The sequence below is a fragment of the Pedobacter psychrodurus genome (genome assembly GCF_004331735.1).
In the GTDB taxonomy this organism is placed as follows: Bacteria; Bacteroidota; Bacteroidia; order Sphingobacteriales; family Sphingobacteriaceae; genus Pedobacter; species Pedobacter psychrodurus.
Map to the genome: position 1 here is coordinate 221,583 of NZ_SJSO01000001.1, position 20,695 is coordinate 242,277.

General features: G+C 37.0%; 12 protein-coding genes. 5 read left to right on the forward strand and 7 right to left on the reverse strand.

Annotation, left to right across the window (positions count from 1 at the left end; translation table 11 throughout):
- Positions 1-88: 88 nt before the first annotated feature.
- From EZ456_RS00975 to EZ456_RS00990, 4 genes are read left to right on the forward strand one after another with little or no spacing between them, the layout of a single operon-like run.
- Positions 89-361, forward strand: a complete 273-nt coding sequence (locus tag EZ456_RS00975) for a hypothetical protein (protein ID WP_131526491.1) — start codon at positions 89-91, stop codon at positions 359-361.
- Positions 362-406: 45 nt separating this feature from the next.
- A complete protein-coding gene (locus EZ456_RS00980) occupies positions 407-5,746 on the forward strand; it encodes a hypothetical protein (protein WP_131526493.1) in 5,340 nt (1,779 codons plus the stop codon).
- A gap of 1 nt (position 5,747) precedes the next feature.
- Entirely contained in the window at positions 5,748-10,097 is a 4,350-nt protein-coding gene (locus EZ456_RS00985) for a hypothetical protein (RefSeq protein WP_131526495.1), read from the forward strand.
- Positions 10,098-10,118: 21 nt separating this feature from the next.
- Positions 10,119-10,766 (forward strand): amidase domain-containing protein, encoded by a 648-nt coding sequence (locus EZ456_RS00990; protein WP_131526497.1) that lies wholly within the window; start codon positions 10,119-10,121, stop codon positions 10,764-10,766.
- A gap of 125 nt (positions 10,767-10,891) precedes the next feature.
- Here the strand turns inward: EZ456_RS00990 and EZ456_RS00995 are convergent, their stop codons facing one another.
- The 7 genes from EZ456_RS00995 to EZ456_RS01025 all read right to left on the reverse strand — a co-directional run bounded on the left by EZ456_RS00995 (position 10,892) and on the right by EZ456_RS01025 (position 19,095).
- Positions 10,892-11,290, reverse strand: coding sequence for an Arm DNA-binding domain-containing protein (locus EZ456_RS00995; RefSeq protein ID WP_131526499.1), 399 nt, complete (start codon positions 11,288-11,290; stop codon positions 10,892-10,894).
- A 90-nt stretch (positions 11,291-11,380) separates the two neighbouring features.
- On the reverse strand, positions 11,381-11,767 hold the full coding sequence (locus EZ456_RS01000; RefSeq protein WP_131526501.1) for a hypothetical protein: 387 nt from the start codon (positions 11,765-11,767) through the stop codon (positions 11,381-11,383).
- A gap of 315 nt (positions 11,768-12,082) precedes the next feature.
- Positions 12,083-13,183, reverse strand: a complete 1,101-nt coding sequence (locus EZ456_RS01005) for an RES domain-containing protein (protein WP_131526503.1) — start codon at positions 13,181-13,183, stop codon at positions 12,083-12,085.
- 36 nt (positions 13,184-13,219) lie between these two features.
- Positions 13,220-15,190 (reverse strand): DUF262 domain-containing protein, encoded by a 1,971-nt coding sequence (locus EZ456_RS01010; RefSeq protein WP_131526505.1) that lies wholly within the window; start codon positions 15,188-15,190, stop codon positions 13,220-13,222.
- The gene (locus tag EZ456_RS01015; RefSeq protein WP_131526507.1) at positions 15,178-16,584 is read right to left on the reverse strand and encodes a DUF262 domain-containing protein; all 1,407 of its coding nucleotides are present in this window, start codon (positions 16,582-16,584) and stop codon (positions 15,178-15,180) included. The genes EZ456_RS01010 and EZ456_RS01015 overlap by 13 nt, the downstream gene beginning before the upstream one ends.
- 227 nt (positions 16,585-16,811) lie before the next feature.
- Positions 16,812-17,912 (reverse strand): ComEC/Rec2 family competence protein, encoded by a 1,101-nt coding sequence (locus EZ456_RS01020; RefSeq protein WP_131526509.1) that lies wholly within the window; start codon positions 17,910-17,912, stop codon positions 16,812-16,814.
- A gap of 40 nt (positions 17,913-17,952) precedes the next feature.
- Positions 17,953-19,095, reverse strand: coding sequence for a hypothetical protein (locus tag EZ456_RS01025; RefSeq protein ID WP_131526511.1), 1,143 nt, complete (start codon positions 19,093-19,095; stop codon positions 17,953-17,955).
- A 629-nt stretch (positions 19,096-19,724) separates the two neighbouring features.
- On the opposite strand from EZ456_RS01025, the gene EZ456_RS01030 reads away from it, so the two are divergent.
- Complete coding sequence (locus tag EZ456_RS01030; RefSeq protein ID WP_131526514.1) at positions 19,725-20,672, forward strand: toll/interleukin-1 receptor domain-containing protein; 948 nt, start codon at positions 19,725-19,727, stop codon at positions 20,670-20,672.
- Positions 20,673-20,695 lie beyond the last annotated feature (23 nt).

Genomic DNA, 20,695 nt, shown 5'->3' on the forward strand with positions numbered 1-20,695 from the left:
GCTTTAACCGAACTAGAATTTAGTATTTATAGTCTTTAGTTGTAAATCATAATAATCCAAAGAAATAAAAACTTAAATAAACAATTAAATGAAGATTCGTTTCACCCTAATTATGCTACTGGCTACCTATGTGTTTCATGGTTGCATACAAGATCAAAAATCACCATCGGCACGTGCAGATGAATGGTATGTATTATTGGATAAGAAAGCCCAAGCATATCCTTTTTGTATCGTACATAAAGGTACTATTATAGTTCCAGCAACGAGATACAAGATATTAGACGGGCCATACGCAACAAAAGTGGAGGCGGAAAAAGCAGAGAAGAAATGCAAGGAATGTAAAGACCCTGACGCAAAGTGAAAACCAGAATTATAACATCACTTAAGTTATAGTAAACATGAAATTATGAAAAACCCGATATCTGAAGATCAGTCGAGGAGGGACTTTTTAAAAATGATCTCTTTAGCTCCCTTTGCCCTTATTCCTACAATAAATGCTATGGCAGAAATTTTAGGTATTAGTCGTCAGTACGTGGCGGATTTTTTCTCAGATGACTTTCATTATTTTGACAACAACCTCACCAGTCTGCACTTTTATTTTATAAACGCAAAGGTGGGGGGCAATGTACTTAAAAAAGTTGATCCGAAACTATCCGCTTACATGGTAGTAAAAATCCCGCAACAGCATATTTCAGAAGAAGTAATTAAAGAAGACGAATTTCTGAAGAAATATGCAGGAAACAAACAGCGGGCTAAGTCAAAGATTTCTGGTTTCTCATATCTCTCTTTTTTATTATTCCCCGAGAAAATCAAAAATGTAACAGGCAAACCTATCATCACTACAAAAACACAATTAAATCTTAATCCACCAGATAAACTGCTCAATTTCGCGGATGCCAATTATTTTGAACTAATCATCCCCAAAAAAGATGACATTAAATCGTTTAATGGAATAGAATGGAAGGATTTCAAAAACAGTAACAATGTTAAAATAGATGATAGTAACAATAAACCGATAAAAGGGTATATCAGTGAGCTTTATAAGGATATCTGCACAAAAATATTTAAAGACGGATCAAGTCACCCAATAACTGTACTAGAAATACCGGAAGGATTATTGGTTACTCCTTACAGCCAAGACGGGGCTAGGCCCCTTGTAGACACCTATCGGATCGAAAAGCAACGTTTCATTATTAATCAGGGCAATAAGCGGATTCTTCGCACAGTTGAGGAAATCTGGTCTGCACAAATGTTTTTCGATTCAGCAAATGGAAAAACTGATCCGGCTTTAAGGGCAGTTGGATACCTGCCTAGAAAAGACGTTGAACAAACCAGAGGTGACAATGAATGCCCAACTGGTGAATTTACTTTTTTGCCCACATTGCTGGATAAAAAGGAGCTTGTTTACCTTACGAGCCTAGGAAGGGCCGGTAGCGAGAGCAAAGATTGGAATATAGAAACCAAAGGTTTAACTTTTACCGGATTGGGTGCAATTGCTAAATTTCATTATAAGAATATGAGTCCACCCAAAGACACTGATTTAGCTGAATATGAACATCATATTAGTTTAGGGAGAGATGAATATATCAAGGTAGCCAGATTAGGAGTAATCTCTGTGACAGGCCAAAGGGCAATGCATGTAAAAATAGGGCAACGAAAAGTAATAAAAGGGGAATCTTACATGGATTTTAAGGAATACATTGAGATTGTCCAAAAAGAAATCCTCTACTTTGATAATCGCTTGTTTATGGGTAATGAACAAGGTAAAGACATCAAAGAACCTCAAAACTATCTCCAGGCCAGAACTTACCCTCCAACAGCCAACCGTCCGGACAAGGTAATTCACAGCATAGATAATTCAGCAAACGAAACGGACAACACGTATCGAGACAGTGTGCTGTGGAACCTGCCAGGATATTTACCTGGCCACCCATATGCTTCAGCTCAAAGTGAGCTGAACTGGCATACCCATTACCGCCGCTGGCCGTTTAAAAAAGTAGAGTCGGTTAATTTAGTTAGCCAGCCAATTGAAACAGCTTTAGCAAAAAAACCAACTGCCATGACATATGAGCATCCAGGGTGTGATTGCGCAAGCGTATTTTGGCCGGTATTGGAAGTACAGGTAAATAATAAAGACAAGGATTGTTATCTTGAATTTATCGGCTATGACTGGAATAATCAGCCTATCAAATTTTCAAGTACATTTCTGTTTATCAGGAAGAGGATTATAGAGTGCAACAACAATCTCGCTCAGCTTCACAAAGAAATTTACAATAACCGTTTTATCAATCAGCTGCCCGAGAGGAGGAGTATTCATTTTGTTAATCAAACTATTGCACTAACCCCCGATTTCACTCCAGGAACATCCTCGGAGAATAAGTCAAATTTAGCAAAAGTAGATTTTCTTGAATACTATTTTAGTCTTTGTGCAGAACCTGTAAAAATAATCCCGGATACGGTGGGTAAAGGAACATATGTGCCAGAAAGTTCCATCTTTAATGAACGCTTCTTTCCATTGTATCCCCAACTAAAACAAGCACAGGTATATTTGGAAAATATTCAAAGCTATTCACCGGAACCACTAGTATCTATTATTGAATATAATGATGATTTTATAAACTTTGGTTATGAAGGCAAAAAAGCATTTATAGATAAAGGAAAGCAACTATCGACTACTTACAATAAAGGAAAGCTGATATTTAATCATACCGCAGACTTCATAAGTGGTAAAGATCAAGGTTTAGGCTTCAAAGACGGCCTATTAGTGAAAAAAACTGAGCTTGTTCAGGGCTACCAGAAAATCAGACAAGCCTTTAGCGGAGCCGGAGATGCAATAGGCGCCCTGGTAAATCCTGATTTCGATATTCAGTCTATTGGACTAATCAAGCAAAGTATTTCGGTTGGGAAAGAAATTAATAAAAAATATGAACAGCTGACTAGCGTAACAGAGCTGGAGAAATTTAATCCATCGGATTTATTAAGACAAGCACCTGAGATATTTAATGGCATTAGCTTATTGGACATCCTTCAAGAGGTTTTCCCTGATTACGAAGCACCGGTCAATGAAATTAAAAATGTCGCGGCCAAACTGGAGAAGTTTAAAGATGAAATTGTCAATAATCCGATTTATGTTAAGTTGAAGAAAGAACTGGAAACGGTTAACAAAAGTATTTTAGATTTCATCACAAGCATAGAGGCAGCGCAGGCGGGCATAGAATCTCTCAAGAAAAAGCTCAACGATTATAAGAATCAACTAAACTTGGAAGCTCAATTTGCGGATCTTGAGAACTTGGTGGAGAAGAAAATCACTCAATATAAGGTGCCCTTTCTAAAATATGAAAATGATATTGTCAATATCGCAAGTGCCGTTGATGTTATTGTCGAGGAAATCACCACTGATTTATTGACTAAAACTGAGATAGCATACGGGCTTTATCAGCAATTGACCGATGCCAGAAATAGTTTGCTGCTTTTAAAAGACTTCAAAATAAATGCAAATGAATTTTCACCAGATGTAAAAGCAATTATTCAGGACTTCATCTCCAATCATTATTTTAATGCTACGAAATATATAATTATTGATCTGAGTGTTAATCGAGCAGAAGGTTGTTTAAGGCCCCTGCCATTAATAAAAGCCGAATTAAGCACAATATTCGGACCTTATGTTGCAAAATATAATGAATTCACTGCTGCCGTATCCAATGAATTGAAAGCCAGAGAAGCTTATGTCAATAAGCAAACTGATACCATGTTACTCTCCAATTATCAAAAGGCAGCACAGCGTTTGGAAGATGCGACAAAGGCAATTAAGCTGCTGGAACAAAAACTTGATTTCAGAGAGTTAACAAAAGAGATTGATGAAAAAATAAAAAAAACCGGGAATAATGTTGACAAAGAGCTTATCGAGTTTCAGAGATCAAAATTTGAAATAGTACAGGCTGCAGCAAAAAGTGGTATAGATTTTATTAATTCCTTCAATTTACCGTTCTATATTGAACAATATAAAAAAGCTGCCAAAGATTTCGAGACCATTAAAAGCAAACTTAAATACGGTCCGGCACTTTTAAACACTATTATTAAAAATGTCGATCTTAAGAGTAAACTCAAGCAACAAATTGATAATGCTAGAAAAAAACTAACAGCTCATTATGCTGCCAACTATACATTATTTAAAGATGATGTAAATAAGCTGGTATTAGAAAGCAACCAGGTTATCGGCGCATACAAATACATTTGCGAATCGATGATATGGGATGGCCTGGATCCGAATATTCCAGAACAGAAGGCGATTAAAGCATTACTGGGAATAACTGATGACCTTACGAAAGATATTCTTTCTATTAAGGATTTAAATTTTTCAAAAATAAATGGGTTAGATATAAACCAGGTTCGCTCTGATATAGAAAGAATTGTAAAAAAGGATCTTAAAGATCTTGAACAGAAGCTTCGTGATACCGTTAAGGATTATGAACTGTTACTAAGAAAGCAAGTAGAACAAGCAGCTAATGGAATCGTAGGGAAGTTAACAAATGAAATCCAACAAATAAAACAGCAGATTCTCGAGGATCCTGACAATCAGGAACTGGCCGATAATTTTATCAAACTGAACGAACTTTACAATCTACTCACAGCCGTTAGTAAAAAGGAAGTCAACTACGATTGGCAAACAAGTTCGTTTAAGAATGCCGATTTCGGCATCGTATCATTTATAGCTTCTTCAAATCCGAAAACAACGTTAAAAGTAAGTGTAAAAAGCGCCATTAATTTTGAGCCGCTAAAATTTCCTGCAATTGTAAGTAGTATCGAATCCTCTGCTGAAAACAGGTTAAACAACTTTGGTATCAGTTTATTGAAGGCCATCATTATTAATTTTAATGAGGTAAGTTTTATTGCGGGTACAAACCAAAAGTCCAAGTTTGAAGTTAAGATAAGGGATGTACAGTTTGCCGGGGCATTTTCTTTTGTGCAAGCCTTAGAAAGTATTTTTAGCAAGTTGCTGGGTGATAATTTTTCTGTAAAAATACAGCCACTAAGCATCGAGATTCAATATCTATTGCCAATTGCTTATCTAGGAGCGCCCTCTTTCGGCTTTAAAGATATCTTGTTTAAAATATTGTATACCCTTCACTTTGACAAAAGACCGATGGAATTAGGTGTCGGAATAGGCACACCAGAGAATAGAACAAAACTATCAGTGGGTGTTTATACCGGGTTGTTCTATTTTATTGTCATTGGGAATCCAAAAGATGGGATCACCGTCATTGAAGTAAGCATAGAATTTGGTGGGTACTTTGGTTTAAATCTAGGCCCACTTAGAGGGGAGGTCAAACTAGTAGTCGGTTTATACTACAGAAAAGACCCGACAGGCGTAATCATTGAAGGCTACTTCTTGTGCGAAGGCAGGGTTAAACTCTGGTTTGTTATGGTTACAGCCAGGTTCTATATGGGCATAAGAAGCCGGGGCAGTTATGTAGAAGGTCGATGCACAGTGTCCTATGAAATTAGGATAAGCCGCTTCTTCAAACGATCATTCGATGCTACCTATTACAAAAAACTTGCAGGTGCTTCGCCAGGCAACAATCAATCAGGTGCTTCACAAAGGCTTTTAGCAAAATATATGGCCATCAACGCAGGTGCATTGGATAAGAGTGTTAATGCGGATTCATTTGAAAACAGTGAGGAAAGAAAAACAAGGCCACTTACTCAAAAAGAATGGGAAAAATTCATTAACTCTTACATCGATTAACATGGCAACTCCTATTAAAAATATTCTTACCAGCATTTTGCCCTATGGCTATAATCAAAGTACTAAGTCATATCGCTTCTCTTTATGTATAGATTTAAATCCAAATTATGATGCCCCTCAAGGTGGGACTGATACAAATGTTCTTAGGGATTTCCTGATCAACTTTGCTGGGAAAAGTGATTCTATTTTTTCTATGATAGTGAAGACTCCTGGACTCAAAATAGCTCAACTCAACAAAGCAGATACTGTCCTTGATCCTAAAGGTTTAAAAGTGTGTTTTCCGGAGGTGATCAAGAATGTGGATGCCGTTTGGAGTAGCCTGCCAATTAATACATTTGATGCTGCTAGTCCCAAGAACTTTGGTTTCAGTAGAACATTGGATATTTCATTTAACAAAGCAACCACCATGTTTAAGGGATCTGTTCCGGACGCACAAAGGATGAGGAAATCGATGATGGCGGAACTAAGTTCTACTAAAATGGAAAAAAAAGCACTGACCCCACTTAAAAGCTCGTTACGTTCAGAATTAGTTTCGATTAACGATGAAGTAGAAAACTTTGCCAGTTTATTAGATGGTATTTCCTCGTTTTCAGAACAAGTTAATGCGATACAGCTAAAATCGATGCTGCAAGAAGCCAAATCTTTAAAATATAGCTCTATCTATGACAGTACCGCTAGTATATTGGAGTTTTGGTCTTTTATTGATTCAAATACTGTTCTTCAACGGTTAATGGGGCAAATAATTGATTTCGAAGTAAGTGAAGACATTTTTTCCAGTTTCAACGACGGCCACGAATTCGAGTTGTCTTTTTTTTCTTCAAGTGAACTGGAAGCAAATGTTAAATCTTTAGCTGGCGTAACCTGGGAGCATTTGAGTACGCCATGTAAAATTTATACAACACATAAAGCAGTCATTGTTCGCGAAGCACCATTGGTCGATTCCGTCCCGATCCAAATCGAAGCTTTTAATTATGATGTTGGTGGTAAATTAATTAGTTTGAAATCCGTTAAAGAGAAATATGAAAAATATCTCGACATTTTAGATGATCCCAGCGTAAGTGAATATGAAAAATACCTGATCAGAAAACAGCTCTTGGCACTTGATACGGCTGCAATGACTATTGGAGTAAATACTTATAACATGTCTTTAGAGGAAATTCAGCGTGCAGAAAGAAATGTGCAGGAACAAGCAGATAGCACTAACACCTTGTTGCCAAACTATCTTTACAGAATAAGAAGTGGATATAGGTTTTCGGTAAAAAGCATTGAAAGTGAAGGCCTTACCTCTATTGGCCTCCGAAGTGTGAGTTTAAAAGGAACACTAGGTAGTAAGATTGCTTTACCCAAGGAATTAACGGTTCAAAATGTAGGAATAAATACTGATTCTGGCACTCATGCTTTTTTAAAGGGTGAAACTGGAAATATGGAGGCCAAAGTGGTTGCCGATCCGGCCATGCACAATTGGAATGGGGAAAACATTGGTATGCCGAGTGTTTTTTCAAACCAGGAAGACGAGAAGAATTTCGAATCATCAATAGATGAAGGTTCTATTAGTGAATCTGTACAGTTTGTGACAGAACAGTTGAGCAAGTTTTTTATAGAAGATTACGAAATCAAAGGAGTAGAATACAAAAGGAAATCAACAGGGAAATTCTCAAGGCTTCATACAAACATCAGCGATCTGCCCATTCAGCTGATTTATTCTGCAGAAAAGATCACAAATAAGAAATTGATATTTGGACGGGAAATCCAGTTATTTCTAACTCCCGAATACAAAAACAAATATGCCATTCCAAATTCCTTGCTCCTCAAATTTCATGAAGAGCAGGATAGTAGAAAGAGGGAGAAGTCGCACTGCTTAGTCACACAAAAATTTATTTTCAAAAGAAACGAACCTGTTAAACCAATTGAGTTTAGGCTATTTCACCAACTTCTAAATGACGATGGTACACCTGTCCAGTATAGAGAAGGAGAAAGTGTAAACAACCTGGTGATCAGAAATTTTAGTGATGTTGATGATGACAAAATTTACAAAACCACCCAAACCAGCATACGTCACATACTTCCACCAGCAATTTCGTTTCAGCAGGCAATGTGGCATAACAAGCTTTTCAACGACAATGAGGAGGGAATGACGATAGCACAGTCCTATCAATGGTATCTCAAGCATCATTATCCCGCTAATGAGGGTGAAATTAAAATGGACTGGGACAATAAGGGGGACTGGTCCCCAGTGTTATCAGCTGACGGGACTCCCCGCAGGTATACAAAGAATGATGCGTTCCTAAAATCAACCCGGATGAAAGATTTTTATCCGGGTACCTGTGAAATCAACTATCTCCCCGATCCTCTTACCAATGGATTTAGACTTGAATTTTTTAAAGATAAAGATAGATTGATAAAAGCGACAGCATATAAAGAATATGAAAAAGCAGAATTCTATTTTACAGGGAAGTATCCTAAAATTAATGCCTGGAAAATTTCTGTTGGTGATTATATACAAGATTCAGATCTTGTTTCCATTAGTAAGAGCAACGAAACCATTACTGTGCGTCTAAAAAAAGGAAGTGAAATATTTGTAACCGCGCGCACCATTTTGGTTGATGATTTTGCAGATAAAATGGAAACTTTTGGCAACACCAACCAGTTTACGAAATTTGGCGGTAACGATTTGTTGACCCCACCTTTTGAATTTTCTCTAGTGCATGCGGTTCAAAGGCCTTTGGTAAGACCGAAGTTTAATAATCTTTTAAAATGCCAAAAAGAACAAAACCAGACCAATGTAGAACTTATCACAACTGCAAATCTTGAACAATTATACTCCTATCGAGACATCGGGGGAATAACACGCTATGTTAGAAACACCAAACCTACAGGAAATATAGAAGTATATGCAAAATGGGAAGAGTATATTGATGACCCTAAACATATTACCACGCCTACCGAAGACTGGACTCCATTAATGCCCGTCAACAAAATAAATTTCCGTCAGTTTAATACTAACGCTAAAAATGGAGAATCGCCTGCCGTTTTCGAATACAGCATTGAGGTGACTCCGCAACTGGAAAACATGGAACGGACCTTGAATAAAGTCAATACTGACCATAATGAATTTAAAAATTATGCAGTTGATTTAAAGGTGAGTTATAATATCAGAGAAACCAAGTACATGGAGAAATGGGTTTGGATTAAGAATAAGTCACAGTTTACAGGTTATTATCCTAAAGAGTGGGGCACAAAAGATGAATCTGTGGGAGGAGAATCTAGGAAGTCAAGGGATTTTTTTAACAGACTGTCCCAAGAGCCATTTTTAATTAAAATATTAAATAATAAAAAACCCCAGCCCCCTAAAATTTCAGATCAAAAAAGAATAAAGCTGCTTTCGGTAACTGAAGAATGGAAAGAAGGTAATACGCTTAAAAAAGCTGTAACGATGAATCGGTTAAGAATCTTCTTCGAAAGGGGAAGGTTAACCTCTGGCAACGGCGAAAGAATAGGATTTATTGTAAACGAACCTAAAGCCTTGTATAATAACCAAATGGTTAAAAATAATTGCATATCTATTGTTGGAAAAGATATTGTCTCAGATACAGTAAAACCATATGATGGCTTAAATGCAAATTCGGACGTATTGTTAACAAAAGCCAATTTCGTAATTCGTGATCCCCAGAATATTTATGATGTAAATTCGGTTCATAAAGATGATCATGAGAGCTTTAGCCCTAAATATATTGAAGATTTGGGAATCATTACCTACTTGCCAAAATTCGATAGACAACATAATCTTTGGTACCTGGACATCGAACTGGCTGTCAATGACGAAAAAGGAAAAGAATTACATAATCCATTTTTAAAATTTTCACTGGTTCACTTTCAGGAAAACTCTTTTAACTACAATGCGGGAACGACAAAAGATCTAAGCAAGGATTGTAGGATATCCGATGTGTACCATTCCGGATATGCTTATATCATGGGCAAAAGACTTCTAACGGTAAGTTATGGTTATAGTTATGTCAAACCTGCTATTGAATTTGACCTTACCTCTATAAAAGGTACCCCTGAAGAAAATTTAACCAGTTTCTTCGCTGTAGTTAGGGAAAAGCCAACTGGAGGATTTGTTTGGAAAGCAGCGGCTAAGAAAGGTGGGGGTGAGGCATTCATTCAACTCCCCAACACAAGTAATAGCGATGGAATTCAGATAGATTATGTAGCCAGCAGCAATAAAGAATTTCAACTCGTGGTCATAGAAACTGAAAATTGGGAAGGTGCTAACCCTGCATCACTTGATGAACTTATTGAAAACAGAAATAATAGAATTGTATTGGTCAGCACATTTGAAATTACACCGTAAATAAACTAAAAGATAAAAATTATGAGACGCATATTCTTTTACATGGTTTCCATCAGCATCTGTATTTTCTTCGCAAGCTGCGCAAAGAGAAAAACATTAAAAATGGAAGTGGACATCACTGATTCTCTATCTTCTGTTAAGAAAATGAAAACGGCAATAGAAGTAAATTACTATGAGTCCGATAGATCAACAGTTAAATATAAAAATCCTGCAGCAATTGCCTATGCGAAAAAATACGCAGCGCTTAGTGATAACGTATGTGGTATATACAATAATAATCCTTCGGCTAACTTAAGCGATTGTGCCCATTTTATAGCTCACTGCTTAAAAAGCGGTGGAATAGAAATCAAAGCACAACAACCTAACCTGAAGATATGTACGGAAGGATTATGTTATAGGGTGCAGGAACTTACATCTGCACTAAAGAAGCTTTCTCAACAATATTCAAATGTTAGCGAAATTGAGATCGAAGATGCAATTATTGGGGATTATGGCTTTTTTAAAATTCCTATAGTCAGACCAACCCACGCATTTATGATTTGCCAGCCAGCGGCAAACACTGACGATATAAAAATTTATGCACATACCGCAAACAGATCCTGTACAACCCCTGAGCCGAAATGGTATCAGTTTTTTGACGTGGCTTATAGAATTACAGATGGCAATTAATTATACCATAATGAGAAAATTATCATGAACCTTTGTTTCCCTTCTGATGTTGAGCTTACAAATAATATATGGATAAAGTAATATAATTGTAAACCCGAAAATTAGCACAGTCACAGTAAAAAAAATCATAAATTCCGAGTTGTTAATCCAAATTGAATTAGAGTTCTTAACAATACTACCGTTACCTCAAATCCGGTAATTAACTGCAAATTGACAACAAAACATCGCCACCATTTTCTCAGTTCAGTTCGGCCGATATTGTCAAAGTTAAACTTCTCAAGAGTGGTATGAAACCGTCGAACTTTTGACGCCAGCGTGTCCAGATAATCATTAAGTTCCCGGATATCCTCGCGCAGGCCAGTGCCTTTTCCTTTAAGCGCCGACCAGAAGCTGGGAATAATTTCTCTGCCAACAGAGTATTCCGAATGTTTTCCTTTCACGGTAATCCGTAAATAGATGGGCATCATCTCGCCCTTGATAAAATTTTTTGGTCTTTTCAGATAGTGGCTTTCGCTAAATTTCAAAAAGATAAAAATGTGCCTATATTTTGAAGGAGGTAACTGGTAAAGCACTGGTCATAAATAAATATGTTAGCATTTAAAATGCTCCCCGATTTATATAAAAATGAGGTAAATGTCAATGAAAATTATGGGTAGATTAGGTGTTATTTTTCCGGACTTACCGAAGAGCAAAGGACATAATGTACTACCTACCATATTCATCCGCATGGTAATCCAGGTCATGTATTGAAATAACCATCCATCCCTTCTGTGTCTTTGATCTGCGCTATTAACCGTAAGTTGTTTTAAGGCTCTATCTATCATTACACCTGTAGAAGGAGTAGGGGTATTGTGTTTTGCAGCCAATATTTCGGCAACGTGGCGATGTTTGCCTAATATGAGATGCCCAATATGTTGAGCAAGCAAATCGATGTCTTTCACAAATATTTCCGTTTCATTCAGTAATGGATTGTGATCTGTTGAAGTATGGGTAAATGGCATTGGAGCGTTGATTTTTTGGTTGAATAATATTTGGTTTGGTAAATCTTACCCTTTAATTCAGATGGTCGAATGAATGGTATGAAATGAACTCGTACGATTATCAAACCGCAGATGAAGCATGGAGTAGGTAATACATATTGAGATCGTTTCACCAAATATAATAATATTGTTTGATCTGGTGGACTGGGAATTAGCGGGAAAATGCTTTGAGAGTGTAATTTAAAAATTTGGCATAATTTTTAAATCGAATGTTGATTAGTGAGGAGTTATGCGATTTATAGTTGCCTTCGATATTCCGTGCGAAATCCTATTCTGTTATTCAACTTTCTTTAGGCTCATATTCTCGAGTTTTAGTTCCATCATGCCCAATACTGAATAACTGTAGGGAAACTTTTGCCCAGGGATGATTTCCAGGTCTGGCATTTTGTTATTGATAGCTTGTCTTTCCGTATTTGAATATCCAAAAGTCTGTCCCCCGGTAGTATAATCAATCAATTGCTTCGATATGGTTTCGGTAGTCTGAAAGCACCCCGCAAGATGGCTACATATTCCTTTCTCATTGTTTTCCCTCACCGGTAGTACCACATTATACAATTGCCCTTCCGTGGTCAGTTTTTTATTAGGAATATGTGTGGAATTATACATAATACCATCGACCAGTTCGTTATTATTTCTTACCCATTGCAAAAGCAGTTGAGGTATAATGTATTCAGATTTAAAGGCATCGTCATAGTTGGAGACCTTAATAGAACAGGCAGCTATAATTGGCCAGGTCATTAGATATTTATAGGGTGTTCTGTGATAGGAATTGCTGCCCCATTCTTCACCAGTTAGACTTAATAGTTTCAATGGTTTGGTCGCCTGAAGCCGCACAACCTGAAACTCGTCAAGATTCGGACGCTTCAATTCTTCCCAGGCGACATAGATGGTCTTTCCTAAATATAGACATGGAAATCCCGGGATGCTATAACGCTGAGTAGAGATTTTCCCGCGTAATTCGAAGGGAATGTGAAACATTTCTTTTGCTGTCAGTGGAAAATTCTCTTTTTTCACGCGTAAGCGGTAAAAGCTTTCACCTTCATCAAGGTTTTTGATGTTAAGTAGTTTTTTATATTTACCTGTTCTGTCATTAATCATTTTCTCAAATCTGGCGTATGCCTTGGATGGCGAACCCCCATAATATAGATCCAAGGACTCCAGTATACCATTGACCACATCTGTTTGTGTTTTGAGTGTACTGGCAAAGTTGATGGGAGCGGATAGGCCTTGAATTTTCACTTTTTTCGGGGAAATAGAAGAAAGTAAGTCGAGGTATTTATCAAATATTTCTTCCAAAAATGAACGATACGATTTGCTTACAGGTACAGCTTTTGGTAGTAAAAGATGTTGCTGCTCTAGAATTTGCTCAAATGTCATATTTTGTATATTAATTTTAATATAAATGATGTTATTTTACCGGTCAGCCTGAATCTTGGTTTTTTCAAAATAGTTCCCTAAAATCCTTATCATTTGATCCTGATGTAATTCTGCTTGAACATCGTTCCAAATTTCATGTTCTGAGTAGATCAGGTCTGATTTTAGCGACTCCAGGCAATTACGATCTCCTTTATCTTTTTTATTCTGGAATTTACTTCGTTTGACGGGATAAGACCAGTCGCTATATTCTGAATTGATCCCTCTGGATACAAGCACGAGATTGCCAAAGGCATCCAGCGACTCATCGCAAACCTTATCCCTGATATCTCTCGGATGTTGGGGTGCGATGTGTTCAATTGAGTTTCTTGCCGTCAGCTTGTAATCGTCCCAAAGCTTATTTTTTGGAAAAATCGACCGCTCATGCCATAGTACGAATTCTAGCTTATAAAACCAGTAATGTGGAAACCCGGTTCCTTTTTTAGTCCTTAATATCTTAAGGTCGGCTACGAAGTCAGGTATTGTATCCATGCATTTTAGTGACCGGATGATCAGATCGTCTTCTATTGAAGAGTTTGAAAACATCGCATTATCAAGATATTTCAGTTGCTGGTAGGCATCTTCGAGAGTAGGCTGTTTTAATAAGCGATACAAAAATGGGGTCAACCAGTATTGGGTAGTGTTTTGTTGGGAGTGGTAAAGCATACTTTGCAATAGGGCTAGTCCATTGGTTTCGTTACTTTTTTTGCGCCTCAGGTAAAATCTTTTACCTCTTTTAATTTTATTTTCTTTACTTAATATCTTGATTTGATGGATTTCTTCATTTTTCTCCTCTTCTACCCACTTAATGATGTATTTGTCAAAAACTTCTCTTACCCTCAACAAAACATCTATAAATTTTCGACTTTCTTTTTCGTTAAGGTCTTTATAGAGGTAGTTAGAGAAGGTGAGTAGCAATTCCTTTTCATTGATTCTATTTAAATCAGGAGATTTCTTTTCAAACAGGTAAATTCTTAGCGTGTGCAAAAGTAACTGAGGGAAACTGAGAATGCTTCTAACCTTTTCGAATTCATCATCGCTGGTCTTAGGATGAAAAAAATCTTCATTGGGTTGTCCATCAGCATTGTTATTGAAAGGTTCAAAATCCTTGGCTAAAATGTCACTGAGATTCAAGATCTTATTCTCGGCTACTCTCTTGTGCTTAAGAGTATCAACTAAATATTTCCAATCATGGCGATAGCTCCACTTATTATAACTGTCCGCAATATCTCTGCTATTGCCAATTTCATATGCAAACGAGCGTTCCAAATAATTAGTCATATCACTGCAAGCATTCCATATGATCGCATAACGATGTCGCTCTTGTTTATTCGGAAGAAACGATAGCAGTTTTGCTTTTAAGATTTCATGTTGCGAAAGTTGTATTCCTCGATTATTCAGTGTCTCAAAAAGTTTGTTTAGGTCCATTGATTCCGGAACTTGAGTATAAACCATTTTTACATTCTTTAAAATGTAATCGACAAAGGCTGTTTTATCATGAAAATCATTGAGATTGGAATCAATAAAGTTCTCAATGGTTTTTCTGCCTTTTGAAATCCTGACTAAATCATCAAATGCTTCAGTATTTGAATCCAATTCTTCATTAGAAAGAAAATTGAAATATTGTTCTACGTTTTTCCGAATGGAAAATTTTAAGCGCAACTCACCTTTAGATTTCACGAACGCTTTTAAGGCTCCTCCCAGGTGATTTGCCATTAACCAAATTGTCGTGAAGCGTTGCTGCCCATCGACCAGATCGTATATATCTAATGACTTATTGCGTACTATGATAATACCCCCGATGTAATAAGCTTCTTTTTTCGCCTTGTATGCAGTATAGATGTCTGTAAATAACGTTTTTACCTGTTCTTCTTCCCATACGTAAAGCCGTTGGTATCGCGGTACATTGAAACGTAAGTCTCTTTCAATGATCTTCTTTAAATCAATCAATTCTGATTTTATTGTATCCATGAGGCGCGATTATGCAATTTTGTTTCGGTTTTTTGGTAATACAATAACACCCTTTGTTTATACTGGGCCCTGACGCCATCATTGCCTTCCAATGATTCATTCTTATAACTTTCCATTACTTTATTTTGGGCGGTAATGAAATCGAAGATTTCATCTGGGAGGTAAGCGTTACTGATTATATCCAATAAATTATGATCGATATCTTTTGTCAAACTATTTTTTACAGCTTCCTCCCTGACATAATATTTATCAATTCGGATGCTTCCTATGAAATAATCAAAATATTGTACAGCCTTGTAAAGCTGATCATCAGAGAACCTATCATAATAGGTGACTAAAAGGAGTTGCATATAATGACGCAGAAAAACCGACATATTTTTGTCATAGACATCATCATAGAACTTCCGCATTTTATGAACTTCGTGTTGATCAGATTTATTTCTTAAAAGTTCCAGATATATTTCGTGGTACTTATCAACATATTGAAAAAAATGATAGCCTTTATATATCGGCTGCCTGATGGCAAAGGGCAGTGTTGTTTTTGCTAAGTTGTTTTCCTGGTACTCGACTAATGGTTCCGACTGGTCGAGATCAATCTCTTTATATCTCAGGTTCTGACTACTCGCGAAGAGTGGGAAAACATTGGGTTTTAGCGATTTCTTTGTCTGTTTTTGAAAGGTTTCCAGTACTAGGGGTTTAGAAGGTTGTCTCGTATCTTTTCCCCTCCAGCTCCTTGAGCGATAAAGTATATTGTAGAAAAGGTGTATCAGGCCTGTTTCTGCATCATTTATACGTTGTGCGTTGAATGTTTTTCGCTCCCACTCCTCTGCAAGATCTTCCTGTAGGTATTCTGAGGAAACTGCACGCAAATGGTATGCTTTAAGGTAGTCATCTGCACTCAGACTTACGCCCCTGTTGTTGTTGCTCTCAAAAAACGCGAATGCGTTATCCTCATTGTCGCTAACTACAATGGTTAAACAAAGTCTTTTCAGGAAATTGTGTTCCTGTAATTTCAGCAGTAATTCTTTCCTTCCCTCAAAATAAGTTCTTATTTTTTTAATATTGAGAAATGATGTGTGGCTATTGTATTTCAACTGTTTTTCGGGCATTAGATGACCGGTCAAGGCAACTTCCAGTAAAATTAAGGTTGTCAGTCGCTGTTGACCATCAATGACCTCATAAACATCAGATTCGACATTCTTAAAGAAAAGGATACTACCCATATAATACTCTTGTGCTTTATTCTGATCATTCAGGAAGAACTCATTGAAGTCATTCAGAAGGTCGGTCGCTTTCTGCTCATCCCAGCGATAGGGCCGTTGGTATTCCGGAATACCAATTCGCGGATAACGTTGAAAAAGATCAGAATATGGACAGGTAGATACTTTAGCCATCTATTAAGAAAAAATTTTATTTAGTTTTTATTTAGTTTTGGTATAAGCTATCACGGGAAGAGGTGATGAGTCGTCGGTTGACCTTCAACATCTTCATCCTTATATGATATAGGTCTAGGAACGAAATCCCAAAACTTTCAATTTGAGAAAAAGCACTGTAAACATCCATGAGCGTATATTTAACCAAATATAGGTATTCCCTAAATCCCAATAAATTTTAATAACAATTAAACCTTTGTTTTATATACTACCTTATGGTCTTCTGTCAGTTTCAAATAATCTGTACAGTTTTGTGTAAGGTGAACATCTATACCTTTTTCCTTGAAGCAGCCAATGATATATGGGTGTGGTCTCCTGACTTTACCATCTTGTTCCATTTCACCTTTTGCCGAGGCAAAGGCAATTTTTGGGCTGGTGAGTTCAATTAGTGCTTTTGAAAAATTATATTGCGCGGCGTGATGCGGCACGGTAAGGTAAAATAAGTTTTTGAGCTTGTTTTGATAGTCTAGTATGGATTCGAAGGACTCGATGCCAGCGTCACCTGTAAAAAGATATTTCTTACCATCTTCTTCGTAAGAGATGATGATGCTGACCATGTTAACGCTACTCACTTTCGGAATTGATTTCTTGCCAAGTTTGTCGCATACTGATATCTGTTCATTGTTCTCTAGCAAGTCTTCGGTAATCAGGGTTTCGTCGATGGTTATATATTCTTTAATCAGTTGAACCAGCTTGTTAGATTCTTTGGAATGTTTAAAGAAACTTTTGTAGAAATCTTCAGTTGGCCCAATGACCTTAAATTCTGGAAATCCATCCAGATGAATATTGTTTTCCGCAAATGGCTGAATAATTCTATGAGGTCCGAGTTTTTGAGTAAACCGCTTCATCTGGGTGTAAGATTCAATGATGACTTCCACCTCAGCACGAAAATCCGGATCAGCTAAATTTGAGGATAAGGGTATCGTTTCAGATTTCATGCCCTGCTTGAAACTTTCATAATGGCTTTTCGCTTCGCTTAGTAGGCCGACATATTTACCGTATTCCTGATCTGGTGTATGCACCCAGCACTTTTTGATCTTATCCCCATATGTGTCTAAAACGGCGATCAAACCCCAAATGTGGTCCTGGTCATAATGGGTGCAAACCAGTAAATCGGGCGCTTCGCGCTTAGCTTCTTTTAATGTCTCGGCGAGTACTTGGAGTACACGTTTCTCATTTCCCTGATCTCCACCATCAATCATGATAACGCGGGTTTCCTGTTCCTTTTTTAGTGTAATGATCAGGCAATCACCGTCACCTACATTCACAGCTTTTATATTAATACTCATATTACTATTTTTTATGGCTTTTTGATTCTATGTTTTGGTATTATTTATTTAAGAGGCTCGAGAAGATTTTAGGTGTGATACCCAATCCAAATCCCCACCAACGCTGCTTATTGTAAATCCAATTTTTACCCAGGGTAGTCGTACCATAATCAAAGGCTATAGGGGTAAAGACAAAGGATAGGTCATTAAAAGAGTAAGAGAAGGTTAATGCAGTAGAAACAAAAAGTTGCTTAGAAGTGCCCTCTGTCAGGAAGTTGTTAGTGGTTGCGGGGGATAGTTCCTCAACGGAAGGAGCTGCCCAGAATCCGATACTAAATTTATGGGCTGTTTTTTTCGCATTAGAGAAGTAGTGATCCCTCTGGTATTTAAAGATGTCAACGTTAAACCCAACGTTGGTAATACCTGTACTGGCAACACTATTTATTTCATTGGTCTTGTTTTCAGAACTGTTAACGACTATAGCTGGCCGGATTTTAAATGGGATAGTGGTAAGTGAAATGGGTATGGAAGAAAGATTTTTCCCTTTAAAAAAGCTCCATTCGCTCAATACGAAGGCCTCATTTTTTTTAAGTGCTATGTTTCTTTTGACATAAACCGAGGAGGTGTAACCATTTTCAGTGATGTCCTGAAACCCCGAAACAGTTAGTACGTTTTCTGCTGATTCTACTTTCACTACGCTTGTTAACTTTACATTGGGCACTGCATTTATATCAAAATACCGTGTCTGGGTGTAGGTTAATGTACCTGGTTGAAGGGATATGTTGATGGTCGATATTTCGATACTGCCATCCAAAATTCTTAGGGTAAGATTTTTATCCGTTTTTAGGTCAACTGCTTTTGCGATTCTAAGATAAAATAGACTGGGTGCTTTAACCGATTCAGCTGATTTTATTGAAAGAATTTGATTATTGTTGATGATAGTTGTATTCGAAAAATCATTTGGTACTAATCTAGAAATTTGCTCAGGGGCATTATTGTCTATCATGATTTGTATGGTCGCTTGTATGGGGTTTGGTGAAGCGTTTACAAAATCAATTTCCAAAGGAACGAGTAACTCCTGATCCTGAACTTTTTTGAGTACTAAGTTTTGATTTTTTGGGTTGGCCAGTATGCCAGTTTGCGCAATGCTCTTATGTGTTAACAAAAGCATGCATGAAAGTGCCAATAAGATGTTTGTTTTCATTACAATGTTAGTTTATGTCATATGTTAATATCTATATCAAATGGTAACATCCTGCCAAAAGCTATTAGGACGTGTATAGTTAGGGCAAGAATGTTTGATTGAGTAAAAGCGTTTATGGTTTATTAAAATTATAAATAAGCATCTACTTAAACAATACCTATTATTTGGTAAAGAGCTCAAAATTTGAGCCCTTTAATCTCACTTTTCAAAGCAGGTACGATTAAAGCATTCTGCATAATATACTGCCACCATTCCCAAAATGCATAGTGCCGGATAGGAAAGGTGAGGTAAAACTATATGTTTTTATTTCGGAATTCTGCTGGTATAGCGTTCCCAGCGCTTCGTAAATACTTTGAAATCCAGTACTTTTTCAGAGCTTTTAGTAAAGCTGAAGCTATTATCTTTGTTTCATTAACGGTATTCCAGTAACAGAAAGAAATGAAGAGGCTGGGGTGCAGATCATGAATATGAGTAATTGGTTGCTAGGGGAGTATATATCGGAGATTTCACTGAAATAAGATGAACTACAAAATTCATCAATTGGTTTTTTATTATCCATTAATTATAGAACACTATTCTTGTATGGGTTACTAATTTTTTATATTGTCAATTCTTATAAACTTGTAATTATGTCAAAATTATTCATATCATATAGCCATATCGATAATCGTGTGTTGGAGCAACTACATAAACACATGGCGATTTTAAGGGAAGAGGGTAAAGTTTCTGCTTGGTTTGATAGGGAAATCTTGGCCGGTGGCAATTTGAACGCAGACATCAAAGAGAAGCTCGATGAGGCAGAAATTTTCATCGCTATTGTGAGCCCCGATTATTTATATTCAAACTATTGTTATCAGATCGAGTTCAAGCATGCACTAAAACGTAAAGAAAACGGGGATTTGATTATCGTTCCCGTGATTGCACAGCCATGTGATTGGCATGCATCACCGTTCGGCGAAATGAAAGCAATACCTACCGATGGTAAACCTATTTCTGATTGGGTAAATGAGAATACAGCATATTTGAATATCGTTCAGGAGTTAAGGCGATTACTTAACTCTGAAAAAGTTTTGAAGAAAGTAGATCCTAATGGCGGTTCTAGCCTTATTGCAGAAAAAACTAAAAAGGCTTACAAGGTAAAACAGGATTTTACAGAAGTTGATATAATAGATTTTAGGGAAAATACCTTTGAAATAATCAGAAGATATTTTGAGGAATCATTATCAGAAATCAATACCCTCGAAGATATTCAGGCTAGAATCCTGCACAATGATAAAAAATCTTTTACCTGTCTTATAACTAATAGGAGGAAGGTGGATAGCAAAGGTTATATGACAGTGCAGATTCCAAGTGAAAGCCACTTCCGCCGTTCAGGTCTCAATTACTCTTTTTCGGAAAAAGTTTCTCAAAACGTGATTCAGTTGGAAAATGTTTTTAATATTGAAAAAACCGATTATGAACTTGTGTGGACTCAGCGCAGCATGTTTGGCTCTTCAGATGCAAGGGTATTAGGCGCAAAAGAAATAGCCGAAGAGTTATGGGAAAAATTTATTGATCAGGTTGGGATTAGTTATTAATAGCATTTCAAAAAAAAGCTGCC

Excerpts from the sequence above, each read along its gene's own strand:
- EZ456_RS00980 (WP_131526493.1), top strand. The coding sequence starts at position 407 with ATGAAAAACCCGATATCTGAAGATCAGTCGAGGAGGGACTTTTTAAAA.
- EZ456_RS00990 (WP_131526497.1), top strand. The coding sequence starts at position 10,119 with ATGAGACGCATATTCTTTTACATGGTTTCCATCAGCATCTGTATTTTC.
- EZ456_RS01000 (WP_131526501.1), bottom strand. The coding sequence starts at position 11,767 with ATGCCATTTACCCATACTTCAACAGATCACAATCCATTACTGAATGAA.
- EZ456_RS01005 (WP_131526503.1), bottom strand. The coding sequence starts at position 13,183 with ATGACATTTGAGCAAATTCTAGAGCAGCAACATCTTTTACTACCAAAA.
- EZ456_RS00975 (WP_131526491.1), top strand. The coding sequence starts at position 89 with ATGAAGATTCGTTTCACCCTAATTATGCTACTGGCTACCTATGTGTTT.
- EZ456_RS01020 (WP_131526509.1), bottom strand. The coding sequence starts at position 17,912 with ATGAGTATTAATATAAAAGCTGTGAATGTAGGTGACGGTGATTGCCTG.
- EZ456_RS01010 (WP_131526505.1), bottom strand. The coding sequence starts at position 15,190 with ATGGATACAATAAAATCAGAATTGATTGATTTAAAGAAGATCATTGAA.
- EZ456_RS01030 (WP_131526514.1), top strand. The coding sequence starts at position 19,725 with ATGTCAAAATTATTCATATCATATAGCCATATCGATAATCGTGTGTTG.
- EZ456_RS00985 (WP_131526495.1), top strand. The coding sequence starts at position 5,748 with ATGGCAACTCCTATTAAAAATATTCTTACCAGCATTTTGCCCTATGGC.
- EZ456_RS01025 (WP_131526511.1), bottom strand. The coding sequence starts at position 19,095 with ATGAAAACAAACATCTTATTGGCACTTTCATGCATGCTTTTGTTAACA.
- EZ456_RS01015 (WP_131526507.1), bottom strand. The coding sequence starts at position 16,584 with ATGGCTAAAGTATCTACCTGTCCATATTCTGATCTTTTTCAACGTTAT.